This is a genomic window from Mesorhizobium sp. BR1-1-15, assembly GCF_020165475.1.
Taxonomy (GTDB): Bacteria; Pseudomonadota; Alphaproteobacteria; order Rhizobiales; family Rhizobiaceae; genus Mesorhizobium.
In genome coordinates, this window is sequence record NZ_JAIUIF010000002.1 from 1 (window position 1) to 23,637 (window position 23,637).

Sequence of the window (23,637 nt, forward strand, 5' to 3'; positions counted from 1 at the left end):
CCCTGCCGATGGGGCGCTACCCCCACCCGGACTTGCGGTCCGACCTCCCCACAAGGGGGAGGTAGGGGTGCTGCGCCGCTTCTCGCAGTGGTCGGTGTCGGAGCAGACGAACATGTGGCCGCCGTGATCATCGAGGATGACCTCGTCGAGATAGACGTTCTCGGCTCCGCATAGCGCGCAGGGCTGGTCGAAGGTCTGCACCTCGAACGGATGATCCTCGAAGTCGAGGCTGACCACATCAGTGAAGGGCGGCAGCGCATAGATGCGCTTCTCGCGGCCGGCGCCGAACAGCTGCAAAGCCGGCGAGCGGTGCATCTTGGGATTGTCGAATTTCGGCGTCGGCGACGGGTCCATCACATAGCGGCCCTCAACCTTCACCGGATAGGCGTAGGTGGTGGCGATGCGGCCGTGCTTGGCGATGTCCTCGTAGAGCTTCACATGCATGAGGCCGTATTCCTCCAGCGCATGCATCTTGCGCGTTTCGGTCTCGCGCGGCTCGAGGAAGCGCAGGGGCTCGGGGATCGGCACCTGATAGACCAGCACCTGGCCCGCGGCGAGCGGATGTTCGGGAATGCGATGGCGGGTCTGGATGATGCTGGCGCTGGCGGTATCGGTCGTAACCGCCACATTGGCGACCTTCTTGAAAAAGGCGCGGATCGAGACCGCATTGGTGGTGTCGTCGGCGCCCTGGTCGATGACCTTCAGCACATCGTCGGGGCCGATGATCGAAGCGGTAACCTGGACGCCGCCGGTGCCCCAGCCATAGGGCATCGGCATTTCGCGCGAGGCGAACGGCACCTGATAGCCGGGAATGGCGATGCCCTTGAGGATCGCGCGGCGGATCATCCGCTTGGTCTGTTCGTCGAGATAAGCGAAGTTGTAGCTGGCGATGTCGGTCGGTTGCGCGCTCATTCCGCGGCCTCTTTCTTCTCTTCAATCTTGCCGGGATTTTCGCGGGCGTCGTACTCGGCGCGCATGCGGCGCACGAGGTCGAGTTCGGCCTGGAAGTCGACATAATGCGGCAGCTTCAGATGTTCGACGAAGCCGGTCGCCTGGACGTTGTCGGAGTGCGAGATGACGAATTCCTCGTCCTGGGCGGCGGCGACAATGTCCTCGCCGAGTTCGCTTGCACGAAGAGCGCGGTCGCAGAGTGCCATGGCCATCGCCTTGCGCTCGCTCTGGCCGAAGACCAGCCCGTAGCCGCGTGTGAATTGCGGTGGCGCCTTGGCCGAGCCCTTGAACTGATTGACCATCTGGCATTCGGTAACGCGCGCGGTACCGAGCGGCACCGCGAAAGGCAGTTCGGGCACGTCGAGCTCCAGCTCGACCTCGCCGATGCGGATCTCGCCGACGAAGGGATGGTTGCGGGCATAGCCGCGCTGCGTGGAATAGCCGAGCGCCAGCAGGAAGCCCTCGTCGCCGCGCGACAGCGCCTGCAGGCGGATGTCGCGAGCCATCGGGAACTCCAGCGGCTCGCGGGTGATGTCGCCGGGGACATGGTCCTGCGGCATGTCTCCGTCCGGCTCGATCAGCCCATCGCGAGCGAGGATCGCCGAGACGCGCGGCATTGCCTGCGCTTCCGTCTCGCGCCGCAAGGGCGCGGCGACATCGGCGCCGGCGGCAAGCTCGGGATCGAGCAGCCGGTGCGTGTAGTCGAAGGTGGGCCCAAGCAACTGGCCGCCGGGCAGGTCCTTGTAGGTCGCCGAAACGCGGCGTTCGACCAGCATGGTGGCGGTGTCGATGGCATTTGTATAGCCAAAGCGCGGCAGCGTGGTGCGGTAGGCCCGCACCAGGAAGATCGCCTCGATCATGTCGCCGCGCGCCTGCACGATAGCGAGTGCGGCGAGTTCGCGATCGTAAAGCGAGCCTTCGCTCATCACCCGGTCGACGCCGAGCGCCAGCTGTTCGACGATCTGGTCGAGGCGCAGTGCCGGTACCGAGCGGTCACCGCGCCGACGGTCAGCGAGCAGGCTGTGGGCGTTGGCGATCGCGGCTTCGCCGCCTTTTACCGCAACATACATCGCTAGGCCTCCGTCGTCTTGATGCGTGTCGTACGCGGCAGGCAGGCGAGGCTGTCATGTGCCGCCAGGATGATGTCGACGCCGCGCGGAAAGCGGTTGATGTTCTGCTTCCACTGCTCGATGAAATGACGCGGCATGCGGGCCGGCGCGATCGTCGCCGTCTTCTCGATGCCAGGACCTTCGAGCAGCAGCGGCGTGCCTGACGTGAGATCGCCGACCTGCAGGATCAATGTGGTCGAGCGGTCGGGATAGTCCTGCGTGCCTTGCGAGAAACCGTCGAGCGCCATCATCTCGGCCGGCGAGGCCACAAACGCGAAATGCGCGTCGGCCGGGGTGTTGGCCAGCGGCGCACCGCTGTGAAAGCCGAGCCAGGACATGACCGCTGCCGAGGCATGCAGGGCCGGGTCGAGCCAGAGCGGCGTGTCATTGTCGCACAATGCCAGCGCAACCGCGCCCGATGTCGCCGAAAGCGGCGCCGGCGGGCGGGCCAGGGCCGGCAAGGGTTGCACGCTGCCCGGCCGCGCCATTGCGTCCATGACGGCGCGAAACACCGTCTGGGCGTTGAACACCGGATCGGCGAACCCGCCCTCGATCGATTGCGCTGCGATATCCATCAATCTTCTCCGCGAACCATGGTGAAGAAATCCACCTTCGTTGCCGCCGTTTCGGCGCGGCGCCTTTCTCGTGCCGTGGTCAAGGCAGCCCGCAGCGGCGCGAGAAGGCCCGTTTCGACCGCCTCTCGGTGGGCGGGGTCCTGCCACAGCGCGTCGGCGATGGCCGCCAGCTTCGCCTTCTGCTTGTCGCGGCCGAGCGCATAGCAATGGCCGACCTGTCCGGACGGCAGGCGCACTGTGGCGCGGGTCACGGTGGCCTCGCCGACATTGAACGGCGCGCCGCCGCCGCCGATGCGGCCGCGCATGGTAACCAGGCCGGTCTCGGGACCGCGCAGCAGTTCGGCCTCGGCAGGCAGGCCGGATTCGTTCCAGAGGCGAACGATGTCGTCGCCGCTGGACTGCGCCAGGGTTGCCATGGCCGCCTTGCGTTCGGCCTGGTCGCGCGCTTCCTGTCCTCGCATGAGCAACATCCTTGCTTCTAATTTGTCTATTGATATAGACAACCATACGAATTATACCCATTACCTAACGCGAGTCCATGACGGGTGCGTGACAGGGGCCGGCCAGGGGCGAAACCGTGAACGGAAAACACGTGGCTGACGGTATCGAGCGGCGCAGCGGCGTCTCGTTGTGGCGCCAGATCGCCGACCGAATCCTGCAATCGATCGCTGCCGGCGATTTCGCCGAGAATGCCGCGCTGCCGCCGGAGGTGGCGCTGGCCGAGCGCTATGGCGTCAACCGTCACACGGTGCGCAGCGCCATCGCGGCGCTCGTGCAAGACGGGGTACTGCGGGCCGAGCAGGGGCGCGGCACTTTCGTGCTGTCGCGCAAGCGGCTGTCCTATCCCATCGGCGCGCGCACGCGATTTTCAACCGGCTTGCAGGGCCAGGCGTCGGAGCGGCATATCGTGCTCCTGTCCTCATCGGTCGAGCCGGCCAGCCAGCGCGTCGCCGAAGCCCTGGGCCTTGCCAGGGGATCGGATGTGATTCGCCTGGAGACGCGCGGCGAGGCCGATGGGAAGCCGGTGTCGCGCGCTTCCGGCTGGTTCGACGCCAAGCGCTTCGCCGGCATCGATGTGGCCATGGCCGAGACCGGGTCGATCACCGCATCGCTCAAGCGTTTCGGCATAGACGATTATCTCAGGCAATCGACGGTGCTGTCGGCGCGTCACGCCGATGCTTCCGACCTTGCCGACCTCGATCTGCAGCCGGGCGGCATCGTGCTGGTCACGATCGCCGTCAACATGACGCCGGCCGGCCGGCCGATCCAATTCGCCGAGGCGCGCTTCCCGGCAGAGCGGGTGGAGCTGAAACTGTCGGCGCTGTAGGGCGTGTCGGCCTTATACTAACGCTGGTACCAGACCAGCTCGGTTGTCAGCGGCTTGGCGTTTGGGGGTCGACCTGCGCGGGGCGTCGTCAACTCAGGCCGGGTTCACCGCCTGCCATCTTATGCCCCCACCTCGATCACGGCCTTGATCAGGCCGGATTTCTCATGCGCCCAGCGGGCGAGGTCACGTGGCGTGTCGGCAAGCGTGGTGCGGTGGGTGACGAGCTTGGCCAGCGGCACGGCGCCATCGCGGATCGAGGCGGCGACGTGGTCGAAATCGGCCCGCAAGGCATTGCGGCTGCCGACAAGCGTCATCTCGCGCTTGTGGAATTCGGGGTCGGAAAAGGCGATGTCGTCCTTGACGACGCTGACCAGCACCAATGTCCCGCCATGCGCGACATGAGCGAAGGCCGACTGCACCGAGCCGGTGTTGCCGGTGGCGTCGAAGACCACGTCGAAGCCTTCGCCTGATGTCGCTTCGCTGACCAGATCGGATGCCGCGCCGCGCGACCCGTCGAGGGTCTTGAAGCCGAGTTCATTGGCGGCGAAGCCGAGCCTTTCGCTGCTCATGTCGAGCAGCGTCACGTCGAGCCCGGCGATGCGGGCGAAGATGGCGGTGCCGAGCCCGATCGGTCCGGCGCCGATGACGAGCGTCCGTGCGCCGGGATCGGCACGCGAGCGCCGCACCGCATGGGCGCCGATGGCCAGGAATTCGATGGCCGCGGCATCGGCCAACGACAGGCCGTTGGCTGGATAGAGGTTTTGTTCCGGGATAAGGATCTGTTCACACATGGCTCCGTCGCGATGCACGCCGAGCACTTCGATCCGGACACAGCAATTGGGTTTACCGTGCCGGCAGGCGATGCATTTGCCGCACGCCAGATAGGGATTGATGATGACCGGCTCGCCCGTGGCAAGACCAACGCCTTCGCCCGCCTCGACGATGGTCCCCGACACTTCATGGCCCATGATGCGGGGGTAGACGAGGAAGGGATGCTTGCCCTCGAAGATGTGATAGTCGGTGCCGCAGATGCCGACATGGCTGACCGCCACCAGCGCCCAGCCGGGAGGCGGCGAGCCAGCCGCGGGACGGTCTTCCACGACAAGGTCGCCGGGCGAACGGCAGACAACGGCTTTCATGCTTCAATCCAGTCGGTTCATGGAATCGCCGGCCGATCTTTCGACCGGGCCGGCGATCGATTTCAGCGGTTTACTTGCCACCCCGGCGGCGCAGGCCGTCGAAGTAGACGATGACGATGATCAACATGCCGGTGATGACGCGCTGCCAGAACGTGTTGACGTTGAGCAGGTTGGCGCCGTTGTTGATGGTGGAGAGGATGAACGAGCCGATCAGCGGCCCGTGCACCGAACCGATAGCGCCGAACAGCGACGTGCCGCCGATCACCGACGAGGCGATGGCTTGCAGCTCGTAGGTGTCGCCCTGCGTCGGATTGCCGATGCCGATGCGGGACGCGAGCAGCACGCCGACGAAAGCCGCGCACAGGCCGGACAGCACATAGGCCATGTAGATCGTGCGCGGCACGTTGACGCCGGAGAGGCGCGCGGCTTCCGCGTTCGAGCCGACGGAGAAGAGATAGCGTCCCCATCGCGTGTGATGCAGGAAGACGTAGGAGGGCAGGGCAACCACGATCACCATCCAGAACAAATAGGGGATCCCTAGCAGCGAGCCGCGCGAAAACGCCTGGAACGCGTCGCTGTTGATCGATATCGAATTGCCATTGGTCATCAGGAGACCGATGCCGCGCAGCGAGGTCATGGTCGCCAGCGTGATGATGAAGGGCGGCAGGCCCATCCTGACGATGCCGAAACCATGGAACAGGCCGATGGCGACCCCCACCAGCAGCGTCGCCAGAACCGCGATCCAGACCGGCCAGCCGGCATTGATCAGCAGCGCGACGATGACGGTGGCGAAGCCGACGATGGCGCCGACGGAAAGGTCGATGCCGCCGGTGATGATGACGAAGGTCTGGCCGACGGCCAGGATGGCGATCAGAGAACCCTGGCGCAGCAGGTTGGTGATATTGAGCGCCGAAGCGAAGGACGGCGTGGCGACCGCCAGGATGACCCACATCAGAAGCAGCAGGCCAAGCAGCGTCAGCCCGAACAGGGCATTGTAGTTGCGCTTCGGCTTTTCGGCAGGGATCGCCTCGGTGCTCATGTCTGTCCTCCCGTCTTTTCTTGTTTCTCGGCCAGGGCCTGGCTCAGAATGTCCTCGTGATCGGCGGTGCGGAAACCATGCGTGGCCACCAGCTTGCCGCGCCTGAACACATGCAGCGTGTCAGCCAGTTCGTAGACCTCAGGCAGATAGGACGAGATCAGGATGATGCCCGCGCCCTTGGACAACAGCACACTGAACAGCCGGTAGATCTCGGCCTTGGTGCCTACATCGACGCCGACCGTCGGCTCGTCGAAGATGAACAGTTTGGCGCCGTGCGCCAGCCACTTGCCGATGACGATCTTCTGCTGGTTGCCGCCCGACAGGCTGGAGGCCAGCGCGCCGCGCGTCGGCGTCTTGATCCTGAGGTCGGCGATCTGCCGGTCCGCCTCGGCCTTCTCCTGCGCAGACGAGATCAGCAGATTTTTCGATATGCGTTTGTAGATCGGCAAATTGAGATTCAATGCGACCGGCAGGTTGAGACACAGGCCCTGGTCGCGGCGGCTTTCCGGTGCCAGCGCCATGCCGAGCTTGATGGCGTCGTGCTCGGAGTTGACCTGCACCTCCTTGCCTTCCCACAACACCTGGCCGGCCGATTTGCGGTGGCGGCCGTAGAGGGTGGTGACGAATTCGCTGCGGCCGGCTCCGATCAGGCCGTAGAGCCCGACGATCTCTCCCGCGCGCACCGACAGAGAGACATTCTCGAAACCCTTGCCGGACAGATTCCGCGCCTCGGCGATGACGGCGCCCGGCGTGAAATGCTCCTTGTGATAGATCTGCTCGATCGAGCGGTTGATCATCAGCTTGACCAGCTCCGGCTCATTGGTCTCGGCGATGTTGCGGGTGCCGACCAGCGTGCCGTCACGCAGCACCGAGACGCGGTCGGCGAGCTCGAACACCTCCTCCATGCGATGGCTGATGTAGATGATGGTGACGCCTTCACCCTTCAGGCGGCGGATCAGCGTGAACAGCTGGTCGGCCTCCTTGCGGGTGAGGTACGCGGTGGGCTCGTCGAAAATCAGGAATTTGGTGCCGCGCACGGTGGCGCGGGCGGCGGCGATCAGCTGCTGCTGGCCGATGGTGAGATCGCCGAGCACGACATGCGCCGGCAGGTCGAAGCCGAGACCGTCGATGATCTTCTGCGCTTCCCTGACCATGGCTCGCTGCTGGAGGATGCCGAAGCGCGAGTTCTCCTCGCCGAGGAACATGTTGGCGGCGACGGTCAGGTGACGGCAGAGCACGACTTCCTGGTGCACGGCGTTGATGCCGAGCGCCATGGCTTCGTGCGGCGTCGCCAGGGCAGCCGGCTTGCCTTCCCACACAACCTCTCCGGAGGTGCGGGGGATGACGCCGGTCAGGAGTTTGATCAGGGTCGATTTGCCGGCACCGTTCTCGCCGACGATGGCGTGGATCTCTCCCGCCTTGAAGGCCAGGGTCACAGGCTTCAGCGCATGCGTGCCGGGATAGCGCTTTTCCAGACCCTGCAGCTCGAGGATGGTCCTACCGGGCTCCAGCACGGGGGCCGGATGCAGTTCCTGCGCGGTCGGCGTCATGGCAATCCTCCCTGTTGTTCCGGGGCGCAGAGGCCCCGGAAACAGTTGCGCGTGCCGATGCTCAGTTGAGCTTCGGGTTGAGCAGCGCGTCGATCTTGGGATCCTTCATGTTGGCCTTGGTGACCAGGTTGGCGCCGGTGTCGACATTGGTCTCGACCTTTTCGCCCTTGGAGGCGGCAAGTGCGGTCTTGATGCCGTCATAGCCCATCCGGTAGGGATCCTGGACGACGAGGGCGGAAATGACGCCGTCGTTGAGGAACTTGATCAGCTTCTCGTCGCTGTCGAAGCCGACCAGCGCCAGCTTGCCGCCGAGGCTGTTTTCGGCGACAGCCTGCCCGACGCCCTGCGCCATGATCAGGTTGGAAGCGAAAATACCCTTGAGGTTCGGATTGGCGGTGATCAGGTCGGTGGCGATGTTGAGGCCGGTGGTGGCCTGGCCGTCGGCATATTTGTCGGCGACCAGCTTCAGGCCCGGATATTTCGCCTTGAGCTGCTCGATGAAGCCCTGCTTGCGCTGTTCGAGCGAGCCGGCACCAGGCGTGTTGGTGATCAGGGCAACGTCGCCCTCGATCTTGCCGCCATTGGCTTCGCCGATGGCCGCTGCGAGGCCGTCAGCGGCAACGCGGCCGCCCTGGACGTTGTCGGTGGTCAGGAAGGAGGTGAAGGCCTTGGAGTCGGCGCCGGAATCGATGCCGATAACCTTGACCTTGGCTGCGGCTTCGTCGATCGGCTTGCCGAGCGCCTTGAACTCGGTCGGCGAGATGACGATCGCCGCCGGATTGCTGGCAACGGCGTTTTCGAGGATCGAGATCTGGCCGTTGACGTCAGTTTCTGCCTGGGCGCCGAGCTCCGGCACGTTGACGCCGAGATCCTTGCCGGCCTTGCGGGCCCCGGCCAGAACGATCTGCCAGTAGAAGGACGTGGTGTCCTTGACGATGATCGGAATGGTCACGTCCGCCGCCGAAACCGGCGCCGAGTGCATGACGCCGGCAAGCATCGACGCGGCCGCCAGCGCCATGACTGCGCGGCGATTGAGAATGCTGGTCACGAATTTCATGGAATTCCTCCCTAGGTCGCCCGTGAACGATACGGAAGCTCGGTTCGGATAGGCGTAGCCAAACAGAACTTTATCAATAAAAAACAGTTGCAGCATTTTGATAGTGCATCGATCCGGTCGATGCAAGCGGTGTTTATGCCATCCTCGGGGCACGGCGGTCATGACCGCACTGGCGCCTTGCTCTCCCCACGCTGCCCGACGCTTCCGTTTCGCGTGACTAACGTATGGAATATTAATTCCATAAATTAGTCAATATAGAATGCCCGTTCCTTCTTCGGTTCGCGGGATCGTGAAGCCCCGCGATCGCACGCCTTCGCCCGGGCGGATCGGGCACTTCATGCCAATTCCTGCACTACGGTGTAGGGGCGGTATCTGGCGTAGTCCGCCTGAGGCACGTCGACATCAAGCAGTTCGAGATTGCGGGTCAGGTTCGCCAGCTTGGCGGTGCCGGTCAGCACGGTGGCGACCGAGGATTCCTGGAGGGGGAACTGGAACGCGGCGGCGGCGAGCGGGTAACCACCTTCGGCGGCGATCCGCTCCATCGCGCCGACGCGGTCGAGCACGTCACCGCTGGCGGGCTTGTAGTCGAAATGGGCGCCCTGCACCGGTCCGGTCGCCAATATGCCGGAGTTGAACACACCGCCGATGACCAGCGAAGTCTGTCGGGCGCGGCAGAGCGGCAAAAGTTCGGCTTCGGCGCTGCGATCGAGCAAGGAATAGCGGCTGGCGAGCAGGATACAATCGAGCGGCGCGCGACGCATCACGTCGAGACATATCCGGACTTCGTTGACGCCGAGCCCGTAGGCGGAAATGACGCCGGAGTTTTTCAGTTCTTCGAGCGCCTTGAGCCCACCGTCCATCAACTGGCGAAAGTGCATTTTGGTCTTCTCGACGCCATGCGTGTACACGCCGATGTCGTGCACAAACAGGATGTCTATCCTGTTTAGACCAAGCCGCGCATAGCTGAAGTCGACCGAGCGCATGATGCCGTCGTAGGAATAGTCGTAGTCGAGCGCGAAGGGCAGCGGATCGACGTAGGAGTGATCGGGGACCTGGTTCTCCGGAACGGGCCGGAACAGGCGCCCGACCTTGGTCGACAGCACATAGGAATCGCGCGGCTTATAGCGCAGGAAGTCGCCGAAACGCCGCTCCGACAGGCCGAAACCATAGAAGGGCGCGGTGTCGAAATAGCGCAGGCCCGCCTCCCACGCGCCTTGCAACGTTTCCATCGCCGCCTCGCGCGAACAGGCGCGGTAGAGCCCGCCGATCGCGGCACCGCCGAAGCTTACTTCGGTGACCTCGAGCGCCGTCTGGCCGATGCGGCGTTTTTCCATGCACAACCTCCCCGTTGCCCGCCATTATCCGGCGCGGCAGATTCCAAGACCTCAAGCCGCAGCATTCCAGGAAAGTTCGTGGCCACTTTCCGGACTGCGCGACTTCAAAGAGCTAGAGCGTCGCGCCGAGATGCCAGGGCACGAACTCGTTGTCGCCGTAGCCGAAATCCTCGCTCTTGGTCTTGCGGCCGGAGGCCGTCTCGACGATCAGTTCGAAGATCTCGCGGCCCATGCCGGCGATGGTCTTCTCGCCGGAGGCGATGACGCCGCAATTGACGTCCATGTCCTCTTCCATCTGATGATACATGGTCGAGTTGGTGGCGACCTTGATCGACGGCGTCGGCCGGCAGCCGAAGCAGGAGCCGCGGCCGGTGGTGAAGACGATGATGTTGGCGCCGCCCGCCACCTGGCCGGTGGCGGACACCGGGTCGTAGCCGGGCGTGTCCATGAACACCAGCCCGCTGCCGGTGACCTTTTCGGCATAGCCGAAGACGCCGTTGAGCGGCGTCTGGCCGCCCTTGGCGACCGCGCCCAACGACTTCTCCAGGATGGTGGTGAGGCCGCCGCGCTTGTTGCCGGGCGAGGGGTTGTTGTCGATCGAGGCGCCGTGCTTGGCGACGTGGTCTTCCCACCACTTGACGTAGCCATCGAGCTTCTTGGCGATCTCGGGCGTCGCGGCGCGATAGGCGAGCAGATGTTCGGCGCCGTAGATTTCCGTCGTCTCGGAGAGAATACCGATGCCGCCGACGCCGGCGAGGATATCGACCGCGGCACCTAGAGCAGGATTGGCCGTGATGCCCGACATGCCGTCGGAGCCGCCGCATTGCAGGCCGACGACGATTTCGCTTACCGGGATGGGTTCGCGCTTGAGCTCGCCGACTTCCTCGGCGATCTCGGCCAGTACGCCCATGGCCTTTTCGACCGATTTGCGCGACCCGCCGGCGTCCTGGATGTTGAAATGGCGTTTACCGGCGGCCGCACCCTTCTGGCCGTACAGCGTGAGCTGGTTGACCTCGCAGCCGAGCCCGACCATCAGCACGCCGCCGAAATTGGGGTGGCGGGCATAGCCGGCCAATGTGCGGTGCAGCACCATCATCCCGTCGCCGGTGGCGCTCATGCCGCAGCCCTGGCCGTGGACGATCGGGACGAAGCCGTCGATGCCGGGATATTTTGGCAGCAGCGTGCGGTTGGCCGCGTCGGCGATGGCGTGGCAGACGGTCGCCGAACAGTTGACGCTGGCGATGATGCCGATGAAGTTGCGCGTGCCGGCGCGGCCGTCGGCGCGGCGATAACCCATGAAGGTGCGGGCGCGGTCAGCCTCGGTCGCATGTTCGGCCTCGCTTGGCGGCACCACCGGCAGGCGGCCGGCCTCAAACACCAGATTGTGCGAATGGACATGTTCGCCGGGCGCGATGTCCTGCGTGGCGCGGCCGATTGCCTGGGCATATTTGACCACGGCGGACCCGGCGGGAATCGGCTTGATCGCCACCTTGTGGCCGGGCTCGATGATAGCGGCGGCAAGCGCTCCGCCGGGCAGCGCGGTGCCGGTCTCGATGCGGCCATTGGCGACCGCGACATTGTCGGCTGGGGACAGAAGAATTGAGTTGGAGGCGTTCACGGGCGTTTCCTGGGGTGATCCTGGGAGGCGCGGATTGACACGCGCTTGTTAAGAGTTAATGTCTTTTATCGTGAAAAAACAGTTTTACGTCAATTGTTTTTTCCGGCAGTTCCTGTGCGCCTGGATGAGTAGCGGCGCTGCAACCGGTAAGCGAGCCCCTCGGCAAAGCGATTCCGCTTTCGAGGGCGATAGGAACGTCATATTTGCGCTTCAAGCCGGCCGCCGCAAGCGCCGGCCAGCGATGGGTCAGGGCATGTCGAAGAGCAACAACGTTTACAAGGATGCCTATAACAGGTGCCTCAGGCTGCTCGACGAGACGCGCAGCCTGCCTTCGGAACCGGAACTGGGTACGCTGCTCGGCGTCAGCCGCACCACGGTGCGCAGCATCCTTGGGCGCATGGAAGAAACCGGACTGATCGCCTGGAACAAGCGCGCCAAGACGGTGCTGCGTGAAACGCGCCCCGATGATTTCTTTCCCGAGGAAGAGACCGACACGCTGGCCGAGATCATCGAGCGGTCGTTCATGCGCAGGCTGCTCGCCGGCGGCGCCGAGGCCGGCATGCAGATCAACGAGCTCGAACTGGCGCGCGAGATCGGCGTCGGCACCACCAGCGTGCGCGAGTTCCTGATCCGCTTCTCCCGCTTCGGCCTGATCGAGAAGCGCCGTAACAGCCATTGGGTGCTGAAGGGTTTCACCCGCGCCTTCGCGCTGGAGTTGACGGAAATCCGCGAGATGTTCGAGCTGCGCTCGGCATCGGCGTTCACCGCACTGCCGCAGGACAGCGCGGTGTGGGTCGATCTCGACAATCTCGAAGAGGAACACCGCGGCCTGGCCCGTGACATCGCCACGCGTTTCAACGAGTTCTCGGAGCTCGACGAGCGCTTCCATCGGCTGATCCACCGCGCCTCGCACAACCGCTTCATCGTCGATTTCTATGATGTCATCGCCATGATCTTCCACTACCACTACCAGTGGAACAAGGCGCAGGAGCGCGAGCGCAACGAAATCGCGATCGGCGAGCATCTGGCCTATATCGCGGCGCTCAAATCACGCGACCTGGGCAAGGTCGATGCCGCCTGCCGCAAACATTTGAAGTCGGCGCGCCAGACGCTGCTGACCTCGATTCCCGAGAGCCGGCACCCACAGAGGCCCTGATCGCGCCGCGTTGCCGCAGCACCGATTTGCCGATTTTCCGTCTCTTGCTGCCGTGGTAGACATCTTCCGGTGATCGCTTGAAGATGCAGATGGTTTGAACAGGCAAGTCATTTGACCAAAAAGGGGAGACGGTGGAGCATTCCGGTCGCGCTTGTCGCGGCCTACCTGCTGCTGCTTCAGTCGACGCTGAGCGCATTCGCCTTCGCCACCGGACCGGCCGCCTCGCAAATCGACGCCTTCGGCAACGTCATCTGCACCCACGAGGGCACTGCCCAGCTTCCCGATGGCGGCCCGCATCCGTCGCATCTGCCGGCATGCTGCATGCTGGGCTGCAGCATGGTTTCAGCGGCCTTTGCGCCGCCACCCGATGCCGGGCTTGCGCTGGCCTCGCTTTCGTTCGAAGCCGTCGTTTTCATCTTTCCGGCGGCCACGCATCTCAATTTCGCGCGCCAGCGGTCGCCGTCGAACCCGCGCGCGCCGCCGCTTTCGGCCTGAGCCTGCTGTACGCTCGGCGGAACCTTCCGCCGGTGCTTTCATCCAAAGAACGAATCGTTCGCGACCGGCCAACGGCGCGATCCCCTATTCATGGAGCAAACCATGTCCCAAGCTTTTCATATCGCGGCGCCTCCTTCGGGCGGCCGCACCAAATTCCCGCGCCGTTTCAATGAACGTGTCGGCCTTGCCGTGCTGGCGTTTGTGCTCTTGTTCTTCGGTGCCCAGGCCGTCTGCGCGCATGAATTCAAGGCCGGCGATCTCGAGATCGAGCATCCCTGGTCGCGCGCGACACCCACAGGCGCCAAGGTGGCCGGCGGCTATTTCACCATCACCAACAAGGGCAATGCGGCCGACCGGCTGCTGTCGATTTCCTCCGATGTCTCCGACAAGGCAGAGCTGCATGAAATGGGCGTCAAGGACGGCGTCATGACCATGCGGCCGGTGGTGGGCGGCCTGGAGATCCCGGCCGGCGGCAAGGTGGCGCTGGCGCCCGGCGGCTATCACCTGATGTTCATCGGCCTGAAGCGGCAACCCAAGCAGGGCGAAGAATTCGCCGCCACGCTGACTTTCGAAAAGGCTGGCGCCGTCAACGTCGAGTTCGCTGTCGAAGGCATGGGCGGCGGCATGGACGACCACGCCAATTGACCGCGCCATCCACAACTATTGAATTCAGAGGGACCATCATGAACAAGTATCTTTTGTCGGCCGGCGCGCTTCTGGCGCTGGGGACCAGTGCCGCCTTTGCGCATGTCACGCTCGAAACACAGGAAGCGGCGGTCGGTTCGACCTACAAGGCCATCCTGCGGGTGCCGCATGGCTGTGACGGCAAGGCGACGACCGCCGTGCGCGTGCAGATCCCGGAAGGGGTGATCGCGGTGAAGCCGATGCCGAAGCCCGGCTGGACGCTGCAGACCAAGAAGGGCAAGTACGAGAAATCCTACCAGCTCTACGGCCAGGCGGTGGCCGACGGCGTCAAGGAGGTCGATTGGAGCGGCGGCAATCTGCCGGACGAATTCTACGACGAGTTCGTCTTCCGTGCGATGCTGACGGCAGACCTCCCGGCGGGTCAGAAACTCTATTTCCCGGTGGTGCAGGAGTGCGATGGCGCCGCCGACCGCTGGATCGAAATCCCGGCGGCCGGGCAGGACGAAGACGCCCTGGAGAACCCCGCGCCCGGCATCGAGCTCACGCCGAAAAAGTAAGCTCTCGCGGTGCGCTCCATGTCGGGAGCGCGCTGCATTTCATGGCAATGACATGACGGTGATATTCCCTTCCAGGATGGTTCGCATGGCCGGCAAGCTCATCGGCCGGGTTTCTGCTGGGCTGCTGGTCGTGGCCGTGCTGCTGATTGCCATGGCGGCGACAAATCAGGCTTTCGCCCACGCCGCGCTGATCAAGACCGATCCGGCCGATGGCGCCGTGCTGTCGCAGGCCCCGGCGCAATTCGCGCTGACTTTCAGCGAACCGGTCTCGCCACTGGTGCTGACGCTGGTGAAGCCCGACGGCACGCCCGTTCCGCTGACGTCCTTCCGCCTCAGCGACCAGACCGTCGTGATCGACGATCCGCAGGCACTTGGATCGGGCACGCATGTGCTGAGCTGGCGAGTGATTTCCGCCGATGGTCATCCGGTCGGCGGCTCTCTGCTGTTTTCCATCGGCGCGGCGAGCCAGCCGCCGACTGTTTCCGAAGCCGTCGACTGGCAATTGCGCTCGGCGATCTGGATCGGCAAGGTCTGCCTCTATATCGGCCTGTTCCTCGGCGTCGGCGGCGCCTTCGCTCTCGCCTGGCTGGCGCGAAGTGGCCGCGCCGGACAGCGCTGCGTCGCCGCCGCAATCCTGTGCGGGCTTGTCGCGGCACCCATGTCGCTTGGCTTTCAAGGGCTGGATGCGCTCGGCGCACCGCTCTCGCATATGGCGCAGCCGGCCATCTGGACCGCCGGTCTCGGCACCAGCTTCGGCTGGACGGTGTTGATCGCGTTGATCGCGCTAGGGCTCGGCCTTTTGTCGCTGGCCGGACCGCGCGCGGCCGCCAGGCCCCTCGCGCTCGCCGGCCTGGCCGGAACGGGCCTCGCGCTCGCGGCCAGCGGCCACGCGAGTGCCGCCGAGCCACAATGGCTGACGCGGCCGATGGTGTTCCTGCACGGCGCCGGCATTGCCTTCTGGGCCGGTGCGCTGGCGCCGCTCGGACTCGCGCTGAAACGGCAGGATGCCGAAGCGGTCACGTTCCTTCGCCGGTTCTCCGCCGCTATCATGCCGGTGGTGGCCTTGCTCGCCGCCGCGGGCGTGGTGCTGGCCGTCATCCAGGTGCAAACACCCGCAGCGCTGGTCAACACCGCCTATGGCCGGCTGCTGCTGGTCAAGCTTGCGCTGCTGGTCTTCCTGTTCACGCTCGCCGCCGTCAACCGCTGGAGATTGACGGCAATGGCCGAGGCGGGGGCGACGGAAGTGCGGCGCAGGCTCACCCGTTCGATCGGCGTCGAAATACTGATCGTGCTCGCCATCTTCGGTGTTGCCGCCGGCTGGCGCTTCACGCCGCCGCCGCGGGCGCTGGCGATTGCCGCGGCGCAGCCGGTGTCGGTTCATATCCACGCGCTGAAGGCGATGGCCGACCTCAGCATCACGCCCGGCCATGCCGGGCCGGTCGCCGCCTCGATGATCATCATGACCGGCGATTTCGGGCCGCTCGACGCCAAGGAGGTGATGCTGGTGCTGTCGAAGCCGGACTCCGGCATCGAGCTGCTGAAGCGGGCGGCGACAAAGTCCGATGACGGCAGCTGGCGTGTCGACGATCTCGTCATCCCGGTTCCTGGCCGGTGGATGGCGCGCATCGACATACTGGTCTCCGACTTCGAGATGGTGAAGATCGAGGCGCCTGTGGACATCAGGCCGTGATGGCTGTCCAACACAATTCGGCGAGGCGGTTGACGCGAGCCTGAAGGCCCGTCAATCATCCTGGCAGGATGCATCTTGGCAAAAACCCGGGCAATCGCGGGCTCGAACAAACAAGATCCGAAAGCAGGGAAGAAACATGGAAAAAGCCGAAATCGGCCTGATCGGCCTTGGCACGATGGGCTCCAACCTGGCGCTCAACATCGCCGAGCACGGGCACCGCATCGCTGTTTTCAATCGCACCAAGGCGCGTACGGATGCCTTTGTCGAGAATGCCGGCGCGCTCAGGGATATGGTTGTCCCCTGCTACAGCCTGGAAGAACTTGCCGCCGCGATCCGGCCGCCGCGTCCGATCATCATCATGGTGCTGGCCGGCAAGCCGGTCGATGAACAGATCGCCGCATTGCGCGGCGTGCTGTCCCATAATGACATCGTCATCGATGCCGGCAACGCCAATTTCCGCGACACGATGCGGCGCTTTTCCGAGCTGGCGGGCTCCGGCCTCACCTTCATCGGCATGGGCGTGTCCGGCGGCGAGGAGGGTGCGCGCCACGGGCCGTCGATCATGGTCGGCGGCACCGAAGAGTCCTGGAAGCGCGTCGAGAAGGTGCTGACGGCAATCTCCGCCAAGTTCAAGGACGAGCCATGCGCGGCCTGGCTCGGCACCGACGGCGCCGGCCATTTCGTCAAGACCATTCACAACGGCATCGAATATGCCGACATGCAGATGATCGGCGAGATCTACGGCATCCTGCGCGACGGCCTGGGCATGGGGCCGAAGGAGATCGGCGCCGTATTCGCCGGCTGGAACAAGGGCCGGCTCAACTCCTACCTGATCGAGATCACCGCCAAGGTGCTGGCGTCAGATGATCCCAAGACCGGCAAGCCGGTGGTCGACATCATCCTCGACCGCGCCGGCCAGAAGGGCACCGGCAAATGGTCGGTCATCGAGGCACAGCAACTCGGCATTCCGGCGACCGCCATCGAGGCGGCGGTGGCGGCACGCGTCCTGTCGTCGATCAAGGACGAGCGGCTTGCGGCGGAAAAAGCCTATGGCAACATCGGCGTCACCAGGATTTCGGGCGACAAGGCAGACCTGCTCAAGGATTTGGAACTGGCGCTGTTCGCCGGCAAGATATCAGCCTACGCGCAAGGTTTCGCGGTGATGAGCGGCGCTTCGAAGGCGTTCAACTGGAACCTGCCGATGCCGACCATCGCCAAGATCTGGCGTGCCGGCTGCATCATCCGATCGCAGATGCTCGACACCATGGCCGAAGCTTTCGGCAGCGGCGGCGCTTCGACCAATCTCCTGATGGCGCCGGCCTTCATCACCATGATGCAGGAGGCGCATCCGTCACTGCGGCGTGTCGTGGCCAGGGCTTCAGAAGCCGGTTCGCCGGTGCCGGCGCTGTCTTCGGCCCTTGCCTATTTCGACAGCTATCGCCAGGGCCGCGGGACCTCGAACCTGATCCAGGCACAGCGTGATTTCTTCGGTGCGCATGGCTTCGAGCGTATCGATGACAAGGGCGCCTTCCATGGACCCTGGGGGAGCGGCGCCGCCGGCTAGCGGTTCAGCGTTTCGCGGAACGGCGTACCGCTCTATCTCTTTGTTTTTTGGGCAATGCCTTAGGAAAGCTACGCGGGAATTGCTCTGGCGGCGGGGCTTCAATCAGCCGCGATAGGCCACAACTTCGCCCGGCGCGCTGAGCGACTGCAGCGAGCCGGGGGCCGCGCCGCCGATCCAGCCGAGCACGGCGCGGGCGAGCTCGGAACCGGCCAGCCGGAAGTTCTCGTTGACGATCAGCAGTTCCCGGCGGAACAGATGCAGCAATTCCGACGACTGCTTCGACACCACGTCGATGTCGCGGCCGAGTTTCAACCCGGCGTCCTCGATGCCGGCAACAATGGCAAGCGTGGCGGCCGCGGCGCTGCTGACGATGCCGTCCGGCCTGATGTCGCGCCGCATCAGCTGCGCGGTCCTCATCCTGATCTGCTCGATCGAGTGGTCGATCGAAACGGTGTTGAACGGCACCTCCGAGGCGCCGACTTCGCTCAGCGCGTCGGCAAAGCCGTTCACGGTGTGGCCGTGATAGGTCAGGCCTACCGGCGGCGTCACCAGGGCCAGCCGACGCCGGCCCAGGCCGGCCAGATGGCGCACCGCCTCGGCCGCGAAGGCGTAATTGTCGAAATCATGATAGGGGTGCACGAGCCCCATATCGGTGCGGCCGTGCGTTGCAAAAGGTATGCCGCGCTCCAGCATGTAGCGGGCCCTTGGATCGTTGGGCTGCGTGCGCGAAATGATGACGCCGTCGGCGGAGCCGGTCTCGACGAGATAACGCACCGGATCCAGCGGATCCTGCGAGCGCGAGTAGGGCGTGACGATCAGATGGTAGGGCGTATCGGCGATGACTTCGGTGACGCCGTAGATGATGTCTGAGACAAAGCTCATGATCTCGTGCTCGGTGTTGAGCACGAGGCTGATGACGTTGGTCTTGCCGGTTCGCAGGCGCACGCCGGCGCGGTTCGGCCGGTAACCGATCTGCTTGGCCACGAGCTGGACGCGGCGCCTGGTCTCGGCGCCGATCTCCGGCGCGTCCTTCAGCGCCCGCGACACGGTGGTGACGCCGAGCCCGGTCATGAAGGCAAGCGTCTTCAGCGTCGGCCGCTCCCTGGCCGACGTCTCGTCATCGCTGTCCGTGCGCCGTCTGTCCATTCGTCCCGCCCCGTCAGGCGCTTAGCAGCCGCCGGCCAGGCCGGCAATCGCCGCCGTCGCTCCCATGGCGCGTCTCCTTAGCTGAACAAGCCTATACTGAAACGTTACAGATTGTCACGACCGGTGTTCGACCAGGCTGTGGCCGAGGTCGAAAGTCCGCATGGGCTCGCCGCCGAAAAGCGTTGGGAATCAGCAGGAAAGGCATTGGGAGCAAGCTTCTTGCGAGCTTTCTGTCTTGCCATGTGGGATTTTGCGTATTGCGCTGCACAACGGGCTCCATCCCGAAAGGATTTTGTTCGCGCCTCGAAAAATATCGAACTGACTTTCAAGGGAAGGGTTGCGCATATCTTGCAATTGCCGTATCGAAAATCTGTAACGTTTCAGATTCTGGGAGGAAACCGAAATGCGATACAAATTCCTGACCGCCGCGCTTGCGGCGACGGTGGCGTTGAATTTTGCCGGGCCGGCGGCCGCAACCGATCTGGAAGTCACCCATTGGTGGACATCCGGCGGCGAGGCCGCGGCGGTCGCCGAACTCGCCAAGGCCTTCGACGCAACCGGCAACCACTGGGTCGACGGCGCCATCGCCGGGTCCGGCGGCACGGCGCGGCCGATCATGATCAGCCGCATCACCGGCGGCGACCCGATGGGCGCCACCCAGTTCAATCACGGCCGGCAGGCGGAAGAGCTGGTGCAGGCAGGCCTGATGCGCGACCTCACCGATGTCGCCACCAAGGGCAAGTGGACCGAGGTCGTGCGGCCGAAGAGCCTGCTCGACGGTTGCACCATCGACGGCAAGATCTATTGCGTGCCGGTCAATATTCACTCCTGGCAGTGGCTGTGGCTGTCGAACGCGGCCTTCGAGAAGGCGGGCGTGCCGGTGCCGAAGAACTGGAACGAATATGTCGCCGCCGCCCCGGCGCTGGAAAAGGCCGGCATCGTCCCGCTCGCGGTTGGCGGGCAGGCCTGGCAGGCGTCGGGCGCATTCGACGTGCTGCTCGCCGCGGTGGGCGGCACCGACACCTTCCTCAAGGTCTACAAGGACAAGGATGCGACGTTCGCCGCCGGTCCTGAAGTCGCCAAGGTCTTCAAGGCGGCCGACGATGCGCGCAAGATGGCCAAGAACACCAATGTGCAGGACTGGAACCAGGCGACCAACATGGTCATCACCGGCAAGGCCGGCGGCCAGATCATGGGCGACTGGGCGCAAGGCGAATTCCAGGTCGCCGGCAAGACCGCCGGCAAGGACTATACCTGCCTTCCCGGGCTTGGCCTGAACGAGGTGATCGCCACCGGCGGCGACGCCTTCTATTTCCCGCTGCTCAAGGACGCCGACAAGTCCAAGGCTCAGGAAGTGCTGGCCGAGACCTTGCTCGATCCCAAGACCCAGGTCGCCTTCAACCTCAAGAAAGGCTCGCTGCCGGTGCGCGGCGACGTCGACCTCAACGCTGCCAACGATTGCATGAAGAAGGGGCTCGACATCCTGGCCAAGGGCGCCGTCATTCCCTGGACGGACCAACTGCTCTCGCAGGACAGCCAGAAGCAGAAGGAGGACCTGTTCTCGGAGTTCTTCGCCAAGCCCGACATGACGCTCGAAGAGGCGCAGAAGCGCTTCGCCGACATCATCGCCTCGGCCGATTGACCCCCGACAAGCCGCCTCGCTCCCGGCCACCTCAGGGCCGGGAGCGAGGCGTGCCGACCTTGTCGCCCTTACCCGATCCAGCATGGCTGCACCGATGAGCAAGAGCGAACGCCCGAGCCAACTCTTCCGCAACCTCAATGCGAAGGTCGCTTCGATCCCGATGATCCTCACCGCGCTGGTGGTGTTTGTCGGCGGCACAGCCTGGACGGTGCTTTATTCCTTCACCAATTCGAAGCTTCTGCCGCGTCTGCATTTCGTCGGGCTCGACCAGTACTACCGGCTGTGGGCGACGCCGCGCTGGCTCGTCTCGATCGAGAATCTCTTGATCTACGGCGTGCTGTCGCTCGTCTTCTCGCTGGTAATCGGCTTCCTGCTTGCGGCCCTGCTCGACCAGAAGATCCGTTTCGAGGACACGTTCCGCACCATCTTTCTCTATCCCTTCGCGCTTTCCTTCATCGTCACCGGCCTCGTCTGGCAATGGCTGCTCAATCCCGATTTTGGCATTCAGGGAGTGGTTCGCGACCTCGGCTGGACAAGCTTCAATTTCGATCCGCTCTACAATTCGAGCATCGTCATCTACGGCATATTGATCGCCGCGCTGTGGCAAGGCACCGGGCTGATCATGTGCCTGATGCTGGCCGGCCTGCGCGGCATCGACGAGGACATCTGGAAGGCCGCGCGGGTGGACGGCATCCCCACCTGGAAGACCTATCTCTTCATCATCATCCCGATGATGCGGCCGGTCTTCATAACCACGCTGGTGATCATCGCGTCGGGCATCGTCAAGGTCTACGACCTCGTCGTCGCGCAGACCAGCGGCGGTCCCGGCATTTCCTCTGAAGTGCCAGCCAAATATGTCTACGACTACATGTTCTTCGCCCAGAACCTCGGCCAGGGTTTTGCCGCCTCGACCATGATGCTCTTGTCGGTGATGATCGTCATCGTGCCGTGGGCCTATCTCGAATTCGGGGGCCGCAAGCGTGTCTGATCATGCCGTCTCCCTGGCCGCGTCCCCCGCCGCCATTCGCGCCGATGCCTCGGGGCCGAGCGGACCGAAGCCCCGGCACATGTTCTCGCGCCGCAACATCTTCCTGTACGGCACGCTCATCGTGGTGGCGCTCTATTACCTGCTGCCGCTCTATGTGATGGTTGTCACCTCGCTCAAGGGCATGCCGGAAATTCGTCTCGGCAACATCTTCTCGCCGCCGGTCGAGATCACGTTCGAGCCGTGGGTCAAGGCATGGTCGCAGGCCTGCACCGGTCTCAACTGCGACGGTCTCTCTCGCGGCTTCTGGAACTCGGTGCGCATCACCGTCCCCTCGGTGATCCTGTCGATCGCAATCGCCTCGGTGAACGGCTACGCGCTCGCCAACTGGCGCTTCAAGGGCGCCGACACGTTCTTCGTCATCCTGATCGTCGGGGCCTTCATCCCCTATCAGGTGATGATCTATCCGATCGTCATCATCCTGCGCGAGATCGGCCTCTATGGCAGCCTGAGCGGCCTGGTGATCGTGCATTCCATTTTCGGCATGCCAATCCTGACGCTCTTGTTCCGCAACTATTTCACCTCCATGCCGGAGGAACTGTTCAGGGCTGCGCGCGTCGACGGCGCCGGCTTCTGGGGCATTTACCTGCGCATCATGTTGCCGATGTCGCTGCCGATCTTCGTCGTCGCCGTCATCCTGCAGGTGACCGGCATCTGGAACGACTTCCTGTTCGGCGTCGTCTATACGCGCCCCGACACCTATCCGATGACGGTTCAGCTCAACAACATCGTCAACTCGGTGCAGGGGGTGAAGGAATACAACGTCAATATGGCCGCCACCATCCTGACCGGGCTGGTGCCGCTGGTCGTCTACTTCATTTCCGGCAAATTGTTCGTGCGCGGCATTGCCGCCGGCGCGGTGAAAGGGTGATGTCGATGGCGGCAAACGGCACCAGCGTTTCGATCCAGGACCTGTCGCTGAACTTCGGCTTGGTCTCGGTGCTGCAGACGCTCAACCTCGACGTCGCCGAGGGCGAGTTCATAGTGCTGCTCGGACCCTCGGGCTGCGGCAAGTCGACCTTGCTCAACTGCATCGCCGGACTGCTCGACATTTCGGACGGCCGCATCTTCATCAAGGGCAAGAACGTCACCTGGGAAGAGCCCAAGGACCGCGGCATCGGCATGGTGTTCCAGTCCTACGCACTCTATCCGCAGATGACGGTGGAGAAGAACTTATCCTTCGGGCTGCGCGTCGCGGGCGTGCCCAAGGACGAGATCGCGAAGCGCATAGCGCGCGCCGCCGAGATCCTGCAGATCGAGCCGTTGTTGCAGCGCAAGCCCGCGGCGCTCTCCGGCGGCCAGCGCCAACGCGTGGCGATCGGGCGCGCGCTGGTGCGCGACGTCGACGTGTTCCTGTTCGACGAGCCGCTGTCGAACCTGGACGCCAAGCTGCGCTCCGAACTGCGCGTCGAGATCAAGCTTTTGCACCGCAAATTGCAGAACACCATGATCTACGTCACGCATGACCAGATCGAGGCGATGACGCTGGCCGACCGTATCGCGGTCATGCGCGGCGGCGTCATCCAACAACTCGACGCGCCGCAGACCATCTATAACAAACCGGTCAACCGCTTCGTCGCCGGCTTCCTCGGTTCGCCGGCGATGAACTTCATTGACGGCAGGCTCGAGAAAGACGCTGGCAACTGGTTTTTCGTGGCCGACAATCTCAAGGTTCCACTCGGCACCTATCAATTCGACAAGCAACCGGACGCCGGCCCTGCCGTGTTCGGCATCAGGCCCGAGCATGTCAGCCTGAACAGCGGCACGGGCTGGCCATTCTCGACGGCGGCCAATGTCGAGGTGGTCGAACCGATGGGGTCCGACACGCTGGTGTGGCTGAAGCTTGCAAAGCAGAATTTCAGCGTCCGGGTCACCTCGGAACGGACGCCCAAAAACGATGAGGCGGTGACGGTGGGCTTCGACCCGATGCGCGCCTCGCTCTTCGATGCCCAAACCGGCAGCCGCATCTAAAGCCCGATAACCATCCCCCAAGCAGAA

General features: G+C 64.1%; 22 protein-coding genes. 11 read left to right on the forward strand and 11 right to left on the reverse strand.

Features of this window, described 5'->3' with window-relative positions; genetic code table 11:
* From LB541_RS03640 to phnG, 4 genes are all read right to left on the reverse strand, one after another.
* On the reverse strand, positions 1-912 hold a 912-nt coding region (locus LB541_RS03640; RefSeq protein ID WP_224617897.1), incomplete at its 3' end, for an alpha-D-ribose 1-methylphosphonate 5-phosphate C-P-lyase PhnJ.
* Entirely contained in the window at positions 909-2,021 is a 1,113-nt protein-coding gene (locus LB541_RS03645) for a carbon-phosphorus lyase complex subunit PhnI (protein WP_140584116.1), read from the reverse strand. The genes LB541_RS03645 and LB541_RS03640, both read right to left, overlap by 4 nt.
* Before the next feature lie 2 nt (positions 2,022-2,023).
* Entirely contained in the window at positions 2,024-2,635 is a 612-nt protein-coding gene (gene phnH, locus LB541_RS03650; RefSeq protein WP_140500314.1) for a phosphonate C-P lyase system protein PhnH, read from the reverse strand.
* Positions 2,635-3,096 (reverse strand): phosphonate C-P lyase system protein PhnG, encoded by a 462-nt coding sequence (phnG, locus tag LB541_RS03655; protein ID WP_140500313.1) that lies wholly within the window; start codon positions 3,094-3,096, stop codon positions 2,635-2,637. Before phnG ends, phnH begins: the two co-directional genes overlap by 1 nt.
* A gap of 131 nt (positions 3,097-3,227) precedes the next feature.
* Here phnG and phnF point away from each other — a divergent pair, with 131 nt between their 5' ends.
* Positions 3,228-3,962 (forward strand): phosphonate metabolism transcriptional regulator PhnF, encoded by a 735-nt coding sequence (phnF, locus tag LB541_RS03660; protein WP_411969766.1) that lies wholly within the window; start codon positions 3,228-3,230, stop codon positions 3,960-3,962.
* A 119-nt stretch (positions 3,963-4,081) separates the two neighbouring features.
* Here phnF and LB541_RS03665 read toward each other — a convergent pair whose 3' ends face one another.
* The 6 genes from LB541_RS03665 to LB541_RS03690 form a co-directional block, all read right to left on the reverse strand.
* Positions 4,082-5,101: a zinc-binding alcohol dehydrogenase family protein gene (locus LB541_RS03665; RefSeq protein WP_224617899.1), complete on the reverse strand. Its 1,020-nt coding sequence runs from the start codon at positions 5,099-5,101 to the stop codon at positions 4,082-4,084.
* Between the two features lie 70 nt (positions 5,102-5,171).
* The gene (locus LB541_RS03670) at positions 5,172-6,140 is read right to left on the reverse strand and encodes an ABC transporter permease (RefSeq protein ID WP_140500307.1); all 969 of its coding nucleotides are present in this window, start codon (positions 6,138-6,140) and stop codon (positions 5,172-5,174) included.
* Positions 6,137-7,690: a sugar ABC transporter ATP-binding protein gene (locus LB541_RS03675; RefSeq protein ID WP_140657254.1), complete on the reverse strand. Its 1,554-nt coding sequence runs from the start codon at positions 7,688-7,690 to the stop codon at positions 6,137-6,139. The genes LB541_RS03670 and LB541_RS03675 overlap by 4 nt, the downstream gene beginning before the upstream one ends.
* Before the next feature lie 61 nt (positions 7,691-7,751).
* On the reverse strand, positions 7,752-8,747 hold the full coding sequence (locus tag LB541_RS03680; RefSeq protein ID WP_140513786.1) for an ABC transporter substrate-binding protein: 996 nt from the start codon (positions 8,745-8,747) through the stop codon (positions 7,752-7,754).
* Positions 8,748-9,082: 335 nt separating this feature from the next.
* A complete protein-coding gene (locus LB541_RS03685) occupies positions 9,083-10,081 on the reverse strand; it encodes an aldo/keto reductase (RefSeq protein ID WP_224617900.1) in 999 nt (332 codons plus the stop codon).
* A 112-nt stretch (positions 10,082-10,193) separates the two neighbouring features.
* Positions 10,194-11,699, reverse strand: coding sequence for a UxaA family hydrolase (locus LB541_RS03690; RefSeq protein ID WP_140513784.1), 1,506 nt, complete (start codon positions 11,697-11,699; stop codon positions 10,194-10,196).
* Between the two features lie 253 nt (positions 11,700-11,952).
* Between LB541_RS03690 and LB541_RS03695 the strand changes: the two genes are divergently transcribed.
* The 6 genes from LB541_RS03695 to gndA all read left to right on the forward strand — a co-directional run bounded on the left by LB541_RS03695 (position 11,953) and on the right by gndA (position 17,806).
* Entirely contained in the window at positions 11,953-12,855 is a 903-nt protein-coding gene (locus tag LB541_RS03695) for a GntR family transcriptional regulator (RefSeq protein ID WP_140513783.1), read from the forward strand.
* 138 nt (positions 12,856-12,993) lie between these two features.
* Positions 12,994-13,350, forward strand: coding sequence for a DUF2946 family protein (locus LB541_RS03700; RefSeq protein WP_140500463.1), 357 nt, complete (start codon positions 12,994-12,996; stop codon positions 13,348-13,350).
* Positions 13,351-13,452: 102 nt separating this feature from the next.
* Positions 13,453-13,995, forward strand: a complete 543-nt coding sequence (locus LB541_RS03705; protein ID WP_140500295.1) for a copper chaperone PCu(A)C — start codon at positions 13,453-13,455, stop codon at positions 13,993-13,995.
* A gap of 38 nt (positions 13,996-14,033) precedes the next feature.
* Entirely contained in the window at positions 14,034-14,552 is a 519-nt protein-coding gene (locus LB541_RS03710) for a YcnI family protein (protein WP_140500293.1), read from the forward strand.
* Between the two features lie 85 nt (positions 14,553-14,637).
* A complete protein-coding gene (locus LB541_RS03715) occupies positions 14,638-16,242 on the forward strand; it encodes a copper resistance CopC/CopD family protein (protein WP_224617901.1) in 1,605 nt (534 codons plus the stop codon).
* Positions 16,243-16,357: 115 nt separating this feature from the next.
* Positions 16,358-17,806 (forward strand): NADP-dependent phosphogluconate dehydrogenase, encoded by a 1,449-nt coding sequence (gene gndA, locus LB541_RS03720; RefSeq protein ID WP_281405850.1) that lies wholly within the window; start codon positions 16,358-16,360, stop codon positions 17,804-17,806.
* Positions 17,807-17,908: 102 nt separating this feature from the next.
* On the opposite strand, the gene LB541_RS03725 is transcribed toward gndA, so the two are convergent.
* Positions 17,909-18,952, reverse strand: a complete 1,044-nt coding sequence (locus tag LB541_RS03725) for a LacI family transcriptional regulator (RefSeq protein WP_140500287.1) — start codon at positions 18,950-18,952, stop codon at positions 17,909-17,911.
* A 403-nt stretch (positions 18,953-19,355) separates the two neighbouring features.
* Here LB541_RS03725 and LB541_RS03730 point away from each other — a divergent pair, with 403 nt between their 5' ends.
* The 4 genes from LB541_RS03730 to LB541_RS03745 all read left to right on the forward strand — a co-directional run bounded on the left by LB541_RS03730 (position 19,356) and on the right by LB541_RS03745 (position 23,610).
* On the forward strand, positions 19,356-20,594 hold the full coding sequence (locus tag LB541_RS03730) for an ABC transporter substrate-binding protein (RefSeq protein WP_140558365.1): 1,239 nt from the start codon (positions 19,356-19,358) through the stop codon (positions 20,592-20,594).
* 94 nt (positions 20,595-20,688) lie between these two features.
* Positions 20,689-21,582, forward strand: coding sequence for a carbohydrate ABC transporter permease (locus tag LB541_RS03735; RefSeq protein ID WP_140500283.1), 894 nt, complete (start codon positions 20,689-20,691; stop codon positions 21,580-21,582).
* Positions 21,575-22,510 (forward strand): carbohydrate ABC transporter permease, encoded by a 936-nt coding sequence (locus tag LB541_RS03740; protein ID WP_140500281.1) that lies wholly within the window; start codon positions 21,575-21,577, stop codon positions 22,508-22,510. Before LB541_RS03735 ends, LB541_RS03740 begins: the two co-directional genes overlap by 8 nt.
* Positions 22,510-23,610 (forward strand): ABC transporter ATP-binding protein, encoded by a 1,101-nt coding sequence (locus LB541_RS03745; protein ID WP_181172749.1) that lies wholly within the window; start codon positions 22,510-22,512, stop codon positions 23,608-23,610. Before LB541_RS03740 ends, LB541_RS03745 begins: the two co-directional genes overlap by 1 nt.
* The last annotated feature ends 27 nt before the right edge of the window (positions 23,611-23,637 follow it).